Annotated in this window: 17 protein-coding genes and 1 pseudogene; 9 read left to right on the top strand and 9 right to left on the bottom strand. The window is 62.7% G+C overall.

Going from position 1 to position 16,767, the window contains the following annotated elements; all coding sequences use genetic code 11:
• Window position 1: 1 nt before the first annotated feature.
• Window positions 2-1,900 (top strand): cobaltochelatase subunit CobT, encoded by a 1,899-nt coding sequence (gene cobT, locus C8D77_RS33010; protein WP_109671661.1) that lies wholly within the window; start codon window positions 2-4, stop codon window positions 1,898-1,900.
• A complete protein-coding gene (locus C8D77_RS33015) occupies window positions 1,897-2,925 on the top strand; it encodes an esterase-like activity of phytase family protein (protein ID WP_109671610.1) in 1,029 nt (342 codons plus the stop codon). Before cobT ends, C8D77_RS33015 begins: the two co-directional genes overlap by 4 nt.
• Before the next feature lie 17 nt (window positions 2,926-2,942).
• On the opposite strand, the gene C8D77_RS33020 is transcribed toward C8D77_RS33015, so the two are convergent.
• From C8D77_RS33020 to rpmB, 3 genes are all read right to left on the bottom strand, one after another.
• Complete coding sequence (locus tag C8D77_RS33020; RefSeq protein WP_109671611.1) at window positions 2,943-3,614, bottom strand: spermidine synthase; 672 nt, start codon at window positions 3,612-3,614, stop codon at window positions 2,943-2,945.
• Between the two features lie 3 nt (window positions 3,615-3,617).
• Window positions 3,618-4,298, bottom strand: a complete 681-nt coding sequence (locus C8D77_RS33025; RefSeq protein ID WP_109671612.1) for a queuosine precursor transporter — start codon at window positions 4,296-4,298, stop codon at window positions 3,618-3,620.
• A gap of 163 nt (window positions 4,299-4,461) precedes the next feature.
• Complete coding sequence (gene rpmB, locus C8D77_RS33030; RefSeq protein ID WP_056583698.1) at window positions 4,462-4,758, bottom strand: 50S ribosomal protein L28; 297 nt, start codon at window positions 4,756-4,758, stop codon at window positions 4,462-4,464.
• A 258-nt stretch (window positions 4,759-5,016) separates the two neighbouring features.
• Here rpmB and C8D77_RS33035 point away from each other — a divergent pair, with 258 nt between their 5' ends.
• The 3 genes from C8D77_RS33035 to C8D77_RS33045 are packed head-to-tail and all read left to right on the top strand — an operon-like array spanning window position 5,017 to window position 7,472.
• Window positions 5,017-5,805, top strand: a complete 789-nt coding sequence (locus tag C8D77_RS33035) for a DUF3108 domain-containing protein (protein WP_109671613.1) — start codon at window positions 5,017-5,019, stop codon at window positions 5,803-5,805.
• A gap of 48 nt (window positions 5,806-5,853) precedes the next feature.
• Window positions 5,854-6,789, top strand: a complete 936-nt coding sequence (gene yddG / locus C8D77_RS33040; RefSeq protein ID WP_109671614.1) for an aromatic amino acid exporter YddG — start codon at window positions 5,854-5,856, stop codon at window positions 6,787-6,789.
• A complete protein-coding gene (locus C8D77_RS33045; protein WP_109671615.1) occupies window positions 6,786-7,472 on the top strand; it encodes a lysoplasmalogenase family protein in 687 nt (228 codons plus the stop codon). The genes yddG and C8D77_RS33045 overlap by 4 nt, the downstream gene beginning before the upstream one ends.
• A 1-nt stretch (window position 7,473) precedes the next feature.
• Here the strand turns inward: C8D77_RS33045 and C8D77_RS33050 are convergent, their stop codons facing one another.
• Together C8D77_RS33050 and gloB are read right to left on the bottom strand one after the other, a co-directional pair.
• A complete protein-coding gene (locus C8D77_RS33050; protein WP_109671616.1) occupies window positions 7,474-7,902 on the bottom strand; it encodes a cupin domain-containing protein in 429 nt (142 codons plus the stop codon).
• A gap of 10 nt (window positions 7,903-7,912) precedes the next feature.
• Window positions 7,913-8,680 carry a hydroxyacylglutathione hydrolase gene (gloB, locus tag C8D77_RS33055; protein WP_109671617.1) on the bottom strand — a complete coding sequence of 256 codons (768 nt, stop codon included), beginning with the start codon at window positions 8,678-8,680 and terminating at the stop codon, window positions 7,913-7,915.
• Window positions 8,681-8,819: 139 nt separating this feature from the next.
• Between gloB and C8D77_RS33060 the strand changes: the two genes are divergently transcribed.
• From C8D77_RS33060 to C8D77_RS33070, 3 genes are all read left to right on the top strand, one after another.
• Window positions 8,820-9,608 (top strand): class I SAM-dependent methyltransferase, encoded by a 789-nt coding sequence (locus C8D77_RS33060; RefSeq protein WP_109671618.1) that lies wholly within the window; start codon window positions 8,820-8,822, stop codon window positions 9,606-9,608.
• A gap of 139 nt (window positions 9,609-9,747) precedes the next feature.
• Complete coding sequence (locus C8D77_RS33065) at window positions 9,748-11,574, top strand: ABC transporter ATP-binding protein/permease (RefSeq protein ID WP_109671619.1); 1,827 nt, start codon at window positions 9,748-9,750, stop codon at window positions 11,572-11,574.
• 85 nt (window positions 11,575-11,659) lie between these two features.
• Complete coding sequence (locus C8D77_RS33070) at window positions 11,660-12,457, top strand: DUF1194 domain-containing protein (RefSeq protein WP_109671620.1); 798 nt, start codon at window positions 11,660-11,662, stop codon at window positions 12,455-12,457.
• Between the two features lie 66 nt (window positions 12,458-12,523).
• On the opposite strand, the gene C8D77_RS33075 is transcribed toward C8D77_RS33070, so the two are convergent.
• Entirely contained in the window at window positions 12,524-13,459 is a 936-nt protein-coding gene (locus tag C8D77_RS33075) for a glycosyltransferase family 2 protein (protein ID WP_109671621.1), read from the bottom strand.
• 365 nt (window positions 13,460-13,824) lie between these two features.
• Here C8D77_RS33075 and C8D77_RS33080 point away from each other — a divergent pair.
• Window positions 13,825-14,180: pseudogene (locus C8D77_RS33080) on the top strand (DUF1330 domain-containing protein).
• A gap of 131 nt (window positions 14,181-14,311) precedes the next feature.
• Here the strand turns inward: C8D77_RS33080 and C8D77_RS33085 are convergent.
• From C8D77_RS33085 to metW, 3 genes are all read right to left on the bottom strand, one after another.
• Window positions 14,312-15,202 (bottom strand): glycosyltransferase family 2 protein, encoded by an 891-nt coding sequence (locus C8D77_RS33085; protein WP_245951946.1) that lies wholly within the window; start codon window positions 15,200-15,202, stop codon window positions 14,312-14,314.
• 144 nt (window positions 15,203-15,346) lie between these two features.
• A complete protein-coding gene (locus tag C8D77_RS33090) occupies window positions 15,347-16,177 on the bottom strand; it encodes a Stf0 family sulfotransferase (RefSeq protein ID WP_146211851.1) in 831 nt (276 codons plus the stop codon).
• Window positions 16,126-16,740, bottom strand: a complete 615-nt coding sequence (gene metW / locus C8D77_RS33095; protein ID WP_023757246.1) for a methionine biosynthesis protein MetW — start codon at window positions 16,738-16,740, stop codon at window positions 16,126-16,128. Before metW ends, C8D77_RS33090 begins: the two co-directional genes overlap by 52 nt.
• Window positions 16,741-16,767 lie beyond the last annotated feature (27 nt).

Raw genomic sequence — 16,767 nt, forward strand, 5'->3', positions numbered from 1 at the left:
GATGGCGGGTCCGGGCGACAACACGCGCAACAAGTCGAAGACGGGGTCTGAAGCCGACAGCTTCAAGCGCGCCGTCACCGTCTGCATGCGCGCCATTGCCGGCGACAAGGAACTCGAAGTCGGTTTCGCCAAGGACAGGCCGGCTCTCGCCGGCAGCCGGGCACGTTTGCCCGAATTGCCGAAGAAGGCGTCGAAGACCGACATAGCCATCACCCGCGGGCTCGGCGATTCCATGGCGCTGAAGCGTGCCTGCCACGATGTCCGCATCCACACCAAGCTGGCGCCGGAAGGCAAGGCAGCCCGTGCCATCTATGACGCGGTCGAGCAGGCCCGCGTCGAGGCGATCGGTAGCCGCGCCATGCAGGGCGTCGCCGACAACATAGGCTCGATGCTGGAGGACAAATACGCCAAGGCCAATCTCGTCGACGTCAAGGACAAGGCCGACGCGCCGATCGAAGAAGCGCTGGCGCTGATGGTGCGCGAGAAGCTGACTGGCCGGCCGGTCCCGAAAAGCGGCGAGCGGCTGGTCGAACTCTGGCGCCCCTGGGTCGAGGAAAAGGCCAAGGCCGATCTCGATGGTCTTTCGGCCAAGCTCGGCGACCAGCAGGCCTTCGCCCGCGTCGTGCGCGAGATGCTCGCCTCCATGGAAATGGCCGAGGAGCTCGGCGACGACCAGGAGACGGAAGACTCCGAGGACAATGACGACAACCAGCCGCAAGGCGAGGAACAGAGCGAAGAGGGCGGCGAAGAGGATTCCGGCTCCGAGCAGTCGCAGTCCGAGGATGCCGAAGCTTCGGCCGACGACGAGCAGTCGGCCGAGACAGAAGCCTCCGACGCCACCGCCGACGACCTGTCCGACGATGACGACGCCGATGCCGAGACACCCGGCGAGGCGCGCCGCAACGACAATCCCTTCACCAATCTGCCGAAGGAAATCGACTACAAGGTCTTCACCACGGCTTTTGACGAGACGGTCGGGGCCGAAGAGCTTTGCGAAGAAGAAGAGCTCGACCGGTTGCGCGCCTTCCTTGACAAGCAGCTTGCCAACCTGTCCGGCGTCGTCGGGCGGCTGGCCAACCGGCTGCAGCGCCGGCTGATGGCACAGCAGAACCGGTCCTGGGATTTCGATCTGGAAGAGGGCTACCTTGACCCGGCACGGCTGGTGCGCGTCGTCATCGACCCGATGCAGCCGCTGTCGTTCAAGCAGGAGCGCGACACCAAATTCCGCGACACGGTGGTGACGCTGGTGCTCGACAATTCCGGCTCGATGCGCGGCCGGCCGATCACGGTCGCCGCCACCTGCGCCGACATTTTGGCGCGCACGCTGGAACGCTGCGGCGTCTCGGTCGAGATCCTCGGCTTCACCACGCGGGCCTGGAAGGGCGGGCAGGCGCGCGAGAAGTGGCTGAAGGACGGCAAGCCGCCGAATCCCGGCCGGCTCAACGATTTGCGCCACATCATCTACAAGTCGGCCGACCATCCGTGGCGGCGGGCACGGCGCAATCTCGGCCTGATGATGCGCGAAGGCCTGCTCAAGGAAAACATCGACGGCGAGGCGCTGCTGTGGGCGCACAACCGGCTGATCGCCCGGCCGGAGCAGCGGAAGATCCTGATGATGATCTCGGACGGCGCGCCGGTTGACGATTCAACGCTGTCGGTCAATCCGGGCAACTATCTCGAACGCCATCTGCGCGCCGTCATCGAGCTGATCGAGACGCGTTCGCCGGTGGAACTGCTGGCCATCGGCATCGGCCATGACGTCACGCGCTACTACCGCCGTGCCGTCACCATCGTCGATGCCGAGGAACTGGCCGGCGCCATGACCGAGCAGCTGGCTTCGCTGTTTGCCGAGGAAAGCGCGAAGGATACGCGGCGCGGCGGCATGCGGCGCGCCGGATGATCTCTTCGCGCGGCGGTTTTCGGCAGACGCTTTTCGCCGCCATCGCCCTATTTGCCGGCGTGGGTTCGGCGGCGGCCAGTTCGGCTGGCTCAAGCTTGGTCGAACCGGCCGAGGTGTCGGCTCGCCCGATCACCGAATTCCACATTGGCCATGCCGACAAGCAGTTCGGCCCGCTCGAATTCGTCGGCGGGCTGGAGATGACTTCGCCGATTCGCGATTTCGGAGCGCTGTCGGCCTTCCGCTTCCTGAAAGTCGGTGGTGACTTCATCGGCGTTGCCGATACCGGCTTCTGGTTCTTTGGCACGGTGGTCCGCGACGCCGACAAGCGGCCGTCCGGCATCCAGAATTTCCGCATGCAGCAGATGGTCGACGAGACCGGCCGGCCGATCGACAAGAAATGGGAGGTCGATGCGGAAGGCCTCGCGGTCAAGGACGGGATTGCCACCGTCGGCTTCGAGCGCAACCACCGCGTCGCCCAGTTCAAGATCGACCCGGCCGACATGAAGGCGCCGTTCAAGCAGCTTGATTTCCTGGTTCCGGCCCGGGAGCTGCGCCAGAATCGCGGCTTCGAGACCGTCACCCACGCCAATGCCAACGGCCAGCACGAGGGCGGGCTGGTGGTGGTCTCCGAGAAGAGCCTCGACAAGGCCGGCAACATCTATGCCGCCATCATCGAAGGGCCGCACAAGGGCGTCTTCACCGTCAAGCGCAATGGCGATTTCGACATCACCGACGGCGCCTTCCTGCCGGATGGCGACCTGCTGCTTCTGGAGCGCAGCTTCTCGATGGCCCGCGGCGTCAAGATGCGGCTGCGGCGCATCTATGGCGAGAGTGTCGAAAAGGGCGCCGTCGCCGATGGGCCTGTGCTGCTGGAAGCCAACATGGGCTACCAGATCGACAATATGGAAGGGCTCGACGTCTGGACCCGTGACGACGGCGCGCTGATGGTGTCGCTGATCTCCGACGACAACCATTCGATCCTGCAGCGCAACCTCTATCTGGAATTCATCCTGCACCAGGATTGAGCCCCGCCACTGCCGGCTTACGTCCTGGTGGCTATCCAGATGACATGGCGCGCGCCGCGTCTGCCGTTGGCACGCGTGTTGACCTCTTCGACCGTGAAGTCTGCCTGCTTCAGCCGCCGCGAGAAGCCGCTGTCGGGGCCCTGCGACCACACCGCCAGCACACCACCCGGCTTTAGCGCGGCGCGTGCGGCGCTAAGGCCCTGCAGGCTGTAAAGCGCATCGTTGGATTTGTGGACGATGCCTTCGGGACCGTTGTCGACATCGAGCAGGATGGCGTCCCAGGCCGCGGGCTGCGAGCGTATCAGCTGGCCGACATCGGCCTCCTGGATGGTGACGCGCGGATCGTTGAGACAGCCGCCAAAGATTTCGGCCATTGGGCCGCGTGCCCAGGCGACGACGGCAGGCACCAGTTCGGCGACAACGATTCCGGCATCATTGCCCAGTTCTGTGAGTGCGGCGCGCAAGGTAAAACCCATGCCAAGCCCACCGATCAGGATTCTTGGCTGCCGATGACTGGCAATCCGCCCGCATGACAGTTTTGCCAGCGCTTCCTCGGAGCCGCTGAGGCGGCTGTTCATGAGCTCGTTGGTGCCGAGCATGATCGAGAATTCTGACCCGCGCCGCTTGAGGCGAAGTTCCTGCGCGCCATCCGGGGTCCTTGCCGAATCGAGCTGGACCCAGGGGATCATGTTCTAAGCCGCAATTGCCGGCTGGCTCCAGCGGGCGGCGAGCAGCCGGTAGGGGATGAGTGCGACGACGGCGATGATCAGTTTCACCGACAGATCACCAAGCGCCCACGAAACCCAGCGCATCGCGTCGACATGGAAGACGCCCATCAACGGTGCGGTTTCGAGCGCAAAGCTGTCGTTCGGACCAGCGAAGGCAAAGGCGGCCGAGAAAGCGACGGTGAAGAACACGGCGGTGTCGAACACCGATCCGACCAGCGTGCCGATGATCGGCGCCCGCCACCAGCTCTGCCGGCGCAGCCGGTTGAAGACGGTCACATCGAGCAATTGCGCGGAAAGGAATGCCGCGCCGGAGGCCGCCGCGATCCGCACCAGCCGGTCGGCGGCGGTCTCGAATTCGATCAGGCCGTGGCGGAACAGGAAGGGCGGGACAAGGATCGAGCAGACCACCGCCGTCATGAAGCCGACAAAGACGATCCTGCGCGCCACAGTAGGCCCGTAGCGGCGGTTGGCGAGGTCGGTGACCAGAAAGGAGAAGGGGTAGGTGAAGGCGCCCCAGGTCAAAAGGTCGGCCAGCGACAGGCCGCCGACCTTGCCCTGCATCGGGAACTGCACAAGAATGTTCGACGCCACGACGACAAGCGCCATGGCGGCCACGAATGGCAAATATCGCGAGAAGGAAGTCATTTTTTTATCCTGGGTAATGGAACCAGCGGAGCGTCATGCCGAAACCGGATCACGCTCGCTTCGTATTTTGAGCATCGGGTTGCCGAAACCTTGCGGATTCGATCCGATGCCAAAGGCCAACAAGAGGTTGGCCAGGGCGGTCGTCCCCCGCCTTTAAACGATGTCAGGCAGCAGGCTGCTCGGCGATCTTCTTGGCAATCTGCTTCTTCAGCAGACGCGCGCGCTGCGACAATTCCTTGACGTCGGCCTTGGCCAGGAAGGCGTCGAGGCCGCCGCGATGTTCGACCGAACGCAGCGCGTTGGCCGAGATGCGCAGGCGCACATTCTGGTTCAGCGCTTCCGAAATCAGCGTCACATTGACGAGATTCGGCAGGAAGCGACGCTTGGTCTTGTTGTTGGCGTGGCTCACATTGTTGCCGGACATGACTGCCTTGGCAGTGAGTTCGCAGGTGCGGGACATTGTTCTAACCTTCAGTTCTCGGGGTCTGCCAAACCTTTGTGCCCACGCCGGGTGGCGCGCGGTTCTGGTCAGGCGGCCTTATGGAAAAAGTTGGCGTTCCATAGTTGCATTTCGCCGGGGCGTCAAGCTCCGGCTTCCCCACGGACGCGCCCGGCATTTTCATATTAAGGCCGGAATTCATCCTATAAGCGGTCTGATAGGGACATGCCAGACCAGAGTTGCCCGCCTCCGGCCGAAAATCAAGGACCCGATCCCGCCATGCTTCGTTCGTCACATGCCCTTGTCGCCATGCTTGCCATTGCCTTGCCGTCCGCCGCGTCTGCTGCCTCGCCGCAGTCGTTCAAGGGCGAGTACACGGTGTCGTTCCTTGGTCTTTCGATCGCGAAATCAACGTTTTCCAGCCGCTATGAGAACGGTGCCTACGCGATCGAAGGCAGCGTCAGCGCGGCCGGTCTCGCCAAGTTGTTCGACGACACGCGTGGCACGATCTCCTCCAAAGGCACGATTGCGGGCAAGAAGATGGTGCCGCAGGTGTTCCGTGCCGATTACACCTCCGGCAAGAAGGCGTCCGTAGTCGACATCCGTTTTGCCAATGGCACGGTCACCTCGACGCAGGTCATCCCGGCGCCGGGCAAGCGCGATCCAAAGAGCTGGGTGCCGGTCAGTGCCGGCGACCTGGCATCGGTGCTCGATCCGATGGCCGCCACCGTTGTCCATGCCGACAGTCTCGACCAGGTCTGCGGCCGCACGGTGAAGTTCTATGACGGCGAGATGCGCGCCAACCTGGCGCTGACCTACGCTTCGAAAGGCACGATCTCGGTGCCGGGCTACAAGGGCGACACCATCACCTGCCGGATGGGTTTCGAGCCGGTGGCGGGTTATCGCAAGGGTCGCAAGGCGCTCAACTATCTGAAGAACAAAAGCCGCATGATGGTGACATTTGCACCGCTCGGCCAAACCGGCGTATATGCGCCGATCCACGCCACGGTGGGCACGCAGATCGGCACCTTGACCATCAGCGCCGGGCGTTTCGAAGCGGTACGATAGGCCAGGCGCGCTACTGGAGACAGGGTGGGGCGCGCCACTGGAGACAGAATGGGGCGCGCAACACTGATCGGCTTTTCGGCGGTCGCCATGTGGGCGCTGCTGGCGCTGCTCACGGATGCCTCGGGCCAAGTGCCGCCGTTCCTGCTGTCGGCAATCACCTTCTCGATCGGCACCGGCGTCGGGCTTGTCGCGCGACTATTCATGCCGGCGCCTGACAAGAGCCAGAAGATACCGCCGCAGGTCTGGCTGATCGGCATTGCCGGGCTGTTCGGCTACCACTTCTTCTACTTCACCGCGCTGCGCAATGCGCCGGCGGTGGAGGCGAGCCTGATCGCCTATCTGTGGCCGCTGCTGATCGTGCTCGGCTCAGCGCTGATGCCGGGCGAGCGCCTGGCCTGGAACCATGTCGTCGGTGCGCTGCTCGGCCTTGCCGGCACCGTGCTGATCGTCACCAAGGGTGGTGGCCTCGCCTTCGACGCCCGCTACGCCTTCGGCTATACCATGGCCGCCGTTTGCGCCGTGCTGTGGTCGTCCTATTCGCTGTTGTCGCGGCGCTTTCCGTCGGTGCCGACCAGCATCGTCACCTGGTTCTGCGCGGCAACCGCGGTGCTGTCGCTCGCCTGCCACCTGGCGCTGGAACAAACCGTGCTGCCTGACGGCGCCGGCCAGTGGCTGGCCGTGCTCGGCCTTGGCCTGATGCCAGTGGGTGCTGCCTTCTACGCTTGGGACATCGGCGTCAAGCGCGGCAACATCCAGGTGCTGGGTGCTGCAAGCTACGCGGCACCGCTGTTGTCGACGCTGGTGCTGATCGCGGCCGGCGTCGCCGAGCCGTCGCTGCGCATTTTCGCCGCCTGCGTGCTCATCACCGGTGGCGCGGCGCTGGCGGCAAAGTCGCTGTTCCTGCGCAAGCCGGTCGCGACCGAAAGCGGAGCCGGGGCATCCGAAAGCGGAGCCGGGGCATCCGAAGGCGGAGCCCGGGCATGACGATGCCGTTTGCGGGCGGCATCGACGCCAACGCCAATGCGACACTGATCTTTTCGCTGGCGGCGGCGGTCATCTACGCCTTCACACTTGGCATGCCGCCAACGCTCGCCCGCTCGGCGGCAAAGACGCTCGCAGTGGCGATGCTTGCCGTGCTGGCGGCGCTGCAAGGCGGCCCGCTGCTGCTGGTCGCCGCCCTTGCGCTCAGCGCCGTTGGCGACGCCTTCCTGTCGCGGGACGGCGAAAAGGCCTTTCTCGGTGGGCTGGCCAGTTTTCTCATCGCCCACATCGTCTATGTCGCGCTGTTCCTGCGCAGCGGCGGCGGGTTGAGATTACTTGGCGCCGAATCCTGGCGCGGAGCGATCGCGCTCGCCATGGCGGTGTTCGCGATCGCCATGCTGGCGGCGCTGTGGCGTCGCGTTGGTCCCGGCCTGCGTATCCCGATCACCGTCTATGTCGCTGCGATCCTGGCAATGGGCGTTTCGGCGCTGACGACAGGCAGCATCTGGATTATCGGTGGCGCGCTGTTGTTCATGGCATCGGACGGGTTGCTCGCCACGGAGAAATTCCTGGTGGCTGCCATCTCGCCGCATCGTGCCTGGATGCGTTTTGCGGTCTGGGTGCTCTACTACGTCGCCCAACTCGCGATCACGCTAGGCTTCCTGCTAAATCAGGCTTCTTATTGAGTTAGGTTTGTTTCGGCTGCCAGCCGGGTGCTGCCAGTTCGAAGGCGGCAAACTCGAAGCCCGGTGCGACGGTGCAGCCGACCAGCGTCCATTCGCCCAGGCTGCGCGCCGATTGCCACCAGCCTGCCGGCACGACGATCTGCGGCCGCTCGCCGGCTGCGAGATCGATGCCGAGCACCTGCTCCACAACGGCGCTGCCTTCTTCCCACATCGCCAGCGCCAGCGGGGCGCCGGCGTGGAAATGCCAGACCTCGGCGGCGTCCTTGACCCGGTGCCAGGCCGAAACCTGATGCTGTTCCAGCAGGAAGTAGATCGCGGTCGAATGGCCGCGCGCGCCGCCCGCGCCGTCGCGAAAGGTCTCGGCGTACCAGCCGCCTTCCGGATGCGGTTTCAAACCGAGCGTCGCGATGATTTCGGCGGAGCTGGTCATGGTCGATGCTCTAGAAGTTGTCCTTGCGCTTGCGGATTTCGGCAAAAACCTCGGCGTCCGAGGCTTTCTCCAGCCCGAGATGCTTACGGATCGCCGGATCGTGCCAGCGCAGGAAGGGATTGGTCGACAGTTCCTCGCCGATCGTCGTCGGCAGTGTCGGCTTGTCGGCGGTGCGCAGCGCCTCGATCTTGGCGGCGCGTTCCTTCAATGCCGAATTGGTCGGGTCGATGCTCAGCGCGAAGCGGGCGTTGGAGAGCGTGTATTCGTGGCCGCAATAAATGACCGTTTCAGCCGGAAGTGCAGCCAGCTTCTTCAGCGAATCATACATCACCGGCGGCTTGCATTCGAACAGCCGCCCGCACCCCAGCGCAAACAGCGTGTCGGCGGTGAACGCCACACTCGACGCCGGCAAATAATAGGAAACGTGGCCGGCGGTGTGGCCGGGCGTGGCGATCACCTCGATCCGCTCATCGCCGAGATGAACGACGGAACCCTCTTCGACGGGTTCGTCGATGCCGGGGATCTTTGCCTTCTCCGCTTCCGGGCCGACGATGCGCAATTTGAAGCGCTCCTTCAGCGCCAGATTGGCCTCGACGTGATCGACATGATGATGCGTGGTCAGGATCATCGTTGGCGTCCAGCCGGTGCGCTTGAGCGCGGCCAGGATCGGTGCCTCCTCGGGCGCGTCGATGATCGCGGTTTGGCCGCTTTTGGGATCATGCACCAGCACGCCGAAATTGTCGCTGCGGCACATGAACTGTTCGATTTCGACCGGCATCGCATGTCTCCATTGTCGCCGCAGACATAGGGTGCTGGCGCGCGGATGTCATCCCAGGATGTTGAATGTCATTCCCGGAATGTCGGGCCCATCGAGGCCTTTTGTTGAAACCCGCCGATATCGCGGCTACATCCTTGCCATGCATTCCGACATCGTCGATCTTCGCTCGTTCTATTCGACAACGCTCGGCCGGTTCGCCGAGCGTTCGATCACCATGGCGTTGTCGTCGATATGGGCAACCGTACCCAACGAGCGGCTGGTTGGTCTGGGTTACACCTTGCCGTGGCTGGAGCGGTTCGGCACCGACGCCGAGCGGGTCTTCGCCTTCATGCCGGCAACGCAAGGCGCCGTGGTGTGGCCGGCGACAGGGCCGACGGCGACGGCATTGGTCTTCGACGAGGAACTGCCGCTGGTCGATTCTTGCATCGACCGCATGCTGCTCGTCCATTCGCTCGAACATGTCGAAAACCCGCGGGAGACGCTGAATGAGATCTGGCGTGTGCTGTCGCCGGCCGGCCGGGTGGTCATCGTCGTGCCCAATCGGCGCGGCGTCTGGGCGCGCTTCGAGCACACGCCGTTCGGCAATGGCCGGCCTTTTTCGCGCGGCCAGCTCACCGAATTGCTGCGTGAGGCGAATTTCACGCCCGCCGCCTGGTCCGATGCGCTGTTCTTTCCGCCATCGCGGCGCCGTTTCATGATGCGGTTCCACAATGTGCTGGAGCGCGCCGGCCGGCGGCTGTGGCCGATCTTTTCCGGGGTCATCGTCGTCGAGGCGCAGAAGCGGCTCTATCAAGGCGTGCCGGTCGCCCAGCGCGCCTCGCGCCGTGTCTTCGTGCCAGTGCTGTCGCCGCATGGCGCCACCCGGCTTGGCCGTCGCAATGAGGCCGGGGACACCAAGCCATCGGTTGCGCGGGTGACGGCTTCGTGATCGCGGCGAGAGTGCCTGAGGCCATTTCCCTGCCTATCTGTCGCAAGCGGACTGACAGCCTATTTGGCAGCCCATTTGAACGACGGAGGCCTTCAAGTCTCACCAACCGGCTTCAGCACTGAACGCAAGGATCTCGGCCATGGCTGATCAACCGGGCAATGCCGCCGCCGCTCAGCCGGTTGCCGTGGCGGTCGAAGCCAGCAGCCTGAGCGATCAGGTGGCGACGATCAGGCGGGCGCTGGCGGGGTCGCCGGTTCGCAAGTGGTTGCTCTGGACATCGGTCGGTATCATGGCCGTCATCATCGCAACGTCGATCGGCCAGGTTCTGCTCAACCGCTGGAATCAGCCTTTCTACGATGCGCTTGCGCGCCGCGACATGGCGGCCTTCCTGCACCAGCTTCTCGTCTTTGCGGCCATAGCCGGTGGACTTCTGGTGCTCAACATCGGCCAGACCTGGCTCAACCAGATGATCAGGCTCAAGCTGCGCGAGGCGCTGACGCTGGACCTGATCGACCAGTGGATGCGGCCGGCGCGCGCCTTCCGGCTGGCCAATGCCGGCGCCATCGGCGTCAATCCCGACCAGCGCATGCAGCAGGACGCCGCGCATCTGTCCGACCTGTCGACCGATCTCGGCGTCGGCCTGCTGCAGTCGTGCATACTGCTCGTGTCCTTCGTCGGCGTGCTGTGGGAGCTGTCCTCGGGCTTCGTGTTCCACATCGGCGGAACGTCGCTCGCCATACCGGGCTACATGGTCTGGGCCGCCATCCTCTATGCCGGCATCGCTTCCTGGCTGAGCTGGCTGGTCGGACGCCCGCTCATCCGCCTGAACAGCGACCGCTATACACGCGAAGCCGAGCTGCGCTCCTCGATGGTGCGCGTCAATGAGAATGTCGATGCCATTGCGTTGTATCATGGCGAGGCCGACGCCAGGCGACGGCTTGAACTCGACCTCGGCACGGTGCTGGGCGCCATGCGACGCATCTACACCGCCCAGATCAACCTATCCTGGGTGACCGACACCTATGGCTGGATCACCGTCGTGGCACCCATCCTGGTCGCCTCGCCGGTCTATTTCGCAGGGGATATCAGCTTTGGCGGGCTGATGATGGCGGTCGGTGCCTTCAACCAGGTCCACTCGTCCCTGCGCTGGTTCATCAACAACATCGGCAGCATTGCCGATTGGCGCGCCACGCTGATGCGCGTCGCCGACTTCCGCATCGCGCTCGATGAAACCGATGTGCTGCACGACACGGAAAAGCGCATCGTCTTCGGTGAAAACGCCAATGGCAGCATGACTTTCGAGACGCTCGAAGTGGCTTCGCCGGAGGGCTGCACCAAGCTCGCCGACCAGCATGTCGAAATCCGTGCCGGCGAGCGCGTCATGATCACCGGCGACCGGGGCGCCGGTAAGACGCTGTTCTTCCGCGCCATTGCCGGCCTGTGGCCATGGGGAAGGGGGCGGATCGGCCTGCCGGCGGGAGAAACCCTCATATTCGTGCCGCGCGTCCCTTATTTCCCGGCCGGTACGTTGCGCGAGGTCCTCGATCACCCGAACGGAGCTGCGCCGGCGAGCGATGCCGACATTTCGGCGGTGCTCGCCGAGGTTGGTCTGGAACGGCTGTCGTCGTCGCTCGATCGCGCCGGACGCTGGGATCACGAACTGGGCGATGACGAACAGCGCTCGCTGGCCTTCGCCAGGCTCGCCTTGCGGCAGCCGAAATGGGTGATCATCGACGAAGCCATGGATGCGTTCGACGGGCCCTCCCTGCGGCGCGTGCTGTCGATGCTGGAGAAGCGTTTGCCTGACGCCGCGATCCTCAACATCGGACGCGGCCTGCACAACAATCAGTTCTTTCCGCGTGCGTTGACGATCGTCAACGATTCCGGCGCGCCGGCGCTGAAACCTGCTCGCATCAGGGCGGGTGCTATCGAACCGCCGCCAGCCGGCGCCCGCCGCAAGACATAGGCCGATATCCGGATTGCCGGCGCAAAGCTTTATTTTGCCGTGATCGCGAGGGAAGCTCTCCGGGAGAAACAACCCTGCGACGGCCATGCTTGATGCTCTGCGCCTGCTTGCCTGTCTTGCCTGCGCCCAGGCCGCGCCCGCCGCCTCGCCGACGGATGCGCTGCCTGTGGACGTCGAGCTGGTGCTGGCGGTCGACATCTCGCTGTCGATGGACGAGAAGGAGTTCGCCCTGCAGCGCGCCGGCTATGTCGAGGCGCTGCGGCATCCCGATTTCATCCGGGCCGTCCGCGCCGGCGCCACGGGCCGCATCGCGCTCACCTATTTCGAATGGGCCGGCACTGTGCGCGATGACGCGGTCATCGGCTGGCAGATCATCGACAGCGCCGAGAGCGCCAACAGCTTTGCCGACAAGGTCGCGGCCCGCCCGTTCCGGAGCTTCCGCGGCACATCGATTTCCGGTGCATTGGTCTTCGGCACCGAGCTTTTCGATCGCACCTCTTTCGAGGGCGAACGCAGCGTCATCGATATCTCCGGTGATGGTCCAAACAATATAGGGCCGCCGGTCACCGCGACGCGTGATGCGGCAATCGCCAAAGGCATAGTCATCAACGGACTGCCGATCCTGATCAGCCCGTCGCCAACCTTCAGCCATCTCGACCAGTATTATGCGCAATGCGTGATCGGAGGACCCGGTTCCTTCGTGCTGCCGATTTACGCGGCGGCCGAATTCTCGACAGCCATCCGGCGCAAGTTGATCCTCGAAGTGAGCGGCATCCGGGACAGGATCATCCCCGTCGACGCGGCCGCGCCGATCGATTGTCTGCAAGGCGAGCGGGACAGGCGGTTCTTGTCCGATCCGTATTTTCCCGAACTCGACCGGTGAGCCTTGCCGGACTGTTGGTGCATGTCGTTGTCCCAAAACCGCTGGACACTTTTGGGCGACATGCAATTAGGCCGGCCGGGCGCCAAACTTGTCGCGGAACTCATTGTAGAGATCGCGGCGCCAGCGTCGACCATGGACATAGCCGTGCATCAGCTCCGGCAGCGAGTAGCCGAGCGCTTTCGACTCGCGATTGGCCATGTAGCCCTTGAATGCCTCTGGTATCCGGCCTCTGAGGATATCGGCGATGATCTGCCGCGAGATCATGTAGGGCGGAATGTGCGGGTAGGCGTGGGCAATGTGCGGGTGTTTGCCCATCAGGTTCGCATAGGCTTCGACATAACCGTCACGGCGGCCCGAAATCGAGTTTTCCGAATTGTATTTCGTCCAATCGATGTCCTCGGACAAACGCGCGCCATAGCGACGGGAAAGCCGCAGCAGCAATTCCCGATCCTGCATCCGGGTGATGTCGCTATCGTAGCCGCCAATGCCCAGCAAGGCTTCGCGGCGGGCGGTTATCGCGGAGCCGGCGATGAAGATCGTCTGCGCGACCAGCGTGCGTTCCAGCATGGTCGGGCTCACGAATGCATCGCGATTGACGCAGTTGGTGGCACGGTTGCCCTTCAGGGAGACAAAAGAGCTGATCAGCACCTGAAGTGCGGGATTGTCATCGAACAAGGCCAGGGTCCCTTCAAGTCGGTGCGGCAGGTAGACGTCGTCCGAATCGAGGAAGGTCACCACCGGCGCGCGCGCTCGCTCGATGCCGGCATTCCTGGCGGCGTTGGCGCCTCGCCATTTGGCGCCGACATAGATAAGCCGCGGATCCTGGATGCGCGCCAGCGCCGCCTCGGTCCCATCGGTCGAGCCATCGTCGACGACAATGTGCTCAAGCCTAGGCATGCCCTGGGACAGCACGCTTTCCACGGCGCGCAACACCGTCTCGCGCCGATTGTGGGTCGGCGTTATGACCGTGATGAGAGGTGCGTCTTCGATGATCCCGGCCATGTCGTGTCAGCTGTTTCCTGCGCAGGACTGCGCGTCTATCCAGGACTTTTCGATTTTCAGAACGGTCGAATGGATCGGACTTTTCCTTTCCGGTCATCATCTTCGACGCGACGCTACAAAAAACAGCTTCCTGTGTCACCCACCGTGCCAGCACTCAACCCGCGCGAGATAACGAATTCCCGTTGCTAGCGTTCCAATTGCAACAGCACTGCCGCGCAGACTCGCGAATCACCATGGAAGCGACCCGCCGCGACAGGATAGCATACACTCCATTACCTCAGACGTAATCGCTTTGCACTCGGCGTTTGGTCAGATTGCCCTTGCGAGGCCGGCAACTCGGGCTTCGATGACAAGGGAGTACAGTCATGACCGCCTACGCCGTTGCCCATATGCGCCAGGCCACAATGGGTCCGCAGATCGTCGAATATCTGCACAGGATCGATGCCACACTGGAATCTTTCGGCGGCCGTTTTCTGGTTCATGGCGGCGATGTGGAGGTGATCGAGAACGACTGGCCGGGCCACCTGATCATCATCGAATTTCCCGACCGGCAGCACGTGCATGGCTGGTACAATTCGCCAGCCTACCAGGCGATACTGGCGCTGCGCACGGGTATTCGGTGTCCGATGTGGTGTTCGCTGACGGCGTCGAACATCCGCACAAGGCGACGGATGTTCTGGAAGAGTCGACGGTCCCAGACCAATTGAGCTTAGAAGCGTGATTCAGGGATCGGGAAAGGCGCCTAGCTGTGCCCGACATAGTCAGGCACGATCTCGATTTCGTCACGAACAATGCCGGCGGCGAAACTGAACTGGCCCCAAAACGCCAGGGCATAAAATGCCTGACCGACAATCAGGGAAAATGGAATTTGCCAAGGCGGCATCCCTGTCTCTCGGGCATGGCCGACAATCCGTCGTGTCGTGCGCCACGACATGGTGAACCATCGGACTTGGCCACCCGTTGCGTACGGCCAGCCGAATTGAGCGCCACGAACTTCCGGTCGGCGTCGCGGCCGGTAACCAAGGCACGCCAGTAAAAGAACCGCCAGCCCCGGGGTGAGTAGTGGTAGACGCGTGCGTTGACATTATGAATTTTGTGGCCTTCGCGCAGCAGTTCGCGCATCAGCAACGTGCAGGAAACCTTGAAGCCATTGTGTTTCGGGAAAGGATGGCTGACGATCCATTCGCGTCGAAACCCTACATTGTTGGCGTTCATCGCCCGCTTCGAGGCAAATCGCCCATCGCCATGAGCCATCGGGAAAAACCAGATCAGGGCAAACGTTCTTGAAAAGAAATCATCGTGCGAAAGATATGTGTATCCGTTTACGCAAATGATTTTTGGATCTTCAAATGGCTTCAGCAAAGCTGACAGCCAGCCTGGTTCCGGCACGACGTCGGAATCGGTCAAGATGACGATGCTTCCGTCCGTTGCCAGTACGCCATTGTTCTTCAGGTCGTAGTATCGGCCGCCAGGGAACGCTGTGAAGACGAGGTCGGAAACTTGACCCAGCTGCGGTGCTTCAGCCGTGATTTTATGAAGCAGCGCGTCTGCATCCGACTCATGCCCACCATGAGAAATAACAACTTTCGGTCGCGCCAGGCCGAGATCAGTGACAGCTACGATTTCCCGCGCCAAGGCCTTCAGTCCAACGCCGATCTCGTCCCAGTCGATGGACTTGGCGTTTTCCATTTCCACAACGAGTGAATATCTTACGCGTTCTTCAACCATCTCTGCACTGACCATTCATCGTCTAGGTGGCTATATCCGCCGCAACCTAAAGTAAAGCAACCTCTGCCTATCGAGCGACAGCCTTTCGTGAAACGCTCCATTGTCCCACATAATCTTGCATGTTGCCTCTTTGATCAAATCGGAGCGCCAGCCCGGATTTCAAAGAAAGCCGGACCCGCGGTGATTTCTGGCCTGGAACTTTGAGGTGTCGGAATACTGCGACAAGAAGCGTTCCCTCCATTCCGTATTGACGGTGTCCCGTTGGATCTCGAGACCAGAATTGGGGCCTGATGTAGATTCAAATGTGATTTCGGCGTCAACCAGATGCGCGACCTTTACAAGGCTGGCCCGTGGGTTTGCCAAGAGTTCCTCATATGTCAATGACAGGAAAGACAATCCGTTTCTTGCTAGCCAAATGTCCCAGGCCAGATTTTCCAGCATGATTTTTTCAAGCGCCTCCGCGATCGCCGCGCCGTCATAGCGTGGTGAGTTCTGAGCAGCCTCAGTGGAGCGAAATCGACCGGTCTGACGAGCGCGTGCCCAAGAAATTGCCTGACCAAGGAGATCGCGGCGGGTTAAGCGGACATAGCGCAGTCCTGGAAGGCTGGCTGGGAGGTCCACAGTCTTGGCCACCTGGGAAAACTGGCTTGCAAAGAGTTTGACTGCATAAATTCCGGAGGGAGATCGCCCATCCTTTAATGCACGCAAAACCTGAGCACGGGGATCGCGAGGATAGTTCGGCAATTCGAGAACACGGCGGCCGCCGAACCATTCCAGAGGATTGCCAAGCCCGGCGGTTGCCATCAACCCGGCGAGATGGTTGCTGCCACTGCGTGGTGAGGTGCAGATGAGAATCCCGGCTTTTAACCCAGCCAGGATGTCGGAAGGGATTTCAACAGGCAAAGGGCGCCTACGAAAGAGATGCATGGCGAACACAGCTACCGCTTCAGCAAGAACACGGCCTGCTGGCCGAAGAAATTCCAGAACCACCACGGCATCGACAGGCCGATCTTCTGGCCATTGGCGTCGAGCGCCGTCGCCTTCTCCACGGTCGCGCCGAGCTCGTCGCACAGATTGACGAAGTCGCGGATGGTGCAGAAGTGGATGTTGGGCGTGTCGTACCAGGAATAGGGCAGGTCCTTGGTCACCGGCATGCGGCCCTGGATGAACAGCGACAGGCGCACCCGCCAATGGCCGAAATTGGGGAAGGACACGATGGCGCGGTTGCCGATCCTGAGCAGTTCGTCGAGCACCAGCTTCGGATTGCGGGTTGCCTGCAGCGTCTGCGACAGGACGACGAAGTCAAAGCCCTTGTCGGGATAGAATTCGAGGTCCTTGTCGGCATCGCCCTGGATGACCGAGAGGCCGCGCGCCACGCATTCGTTGACGCCGCGCTGCGACAGCTCCAGTCCACGGCCGTCGACCTGCTTGGTGTCCTGCAGCAGTTCGAGCAGCGAGCCGTCGCCGGAACCGACGTCGAGCACGCGCGACTGCGGTGGGATGAGGTTGGCGACGACCTCGAGGTCGACGCGCTGGTCGCGGTTGACACTCATGGCTTCGCCTCCTGCCTGGCGCATGAT

Origin of the sequence: Mesorhizobium loti (genome assembly GCF_003148495.1) — a bacterium.
In the GTDB taxonomy this organism is placed as follows: Bacteria; Pseudomonadota; Alphaproteobacteria; order Rhizobiales; family Rhizobiaceae; genus Mesorhizobium; species Mesorhizobium loti.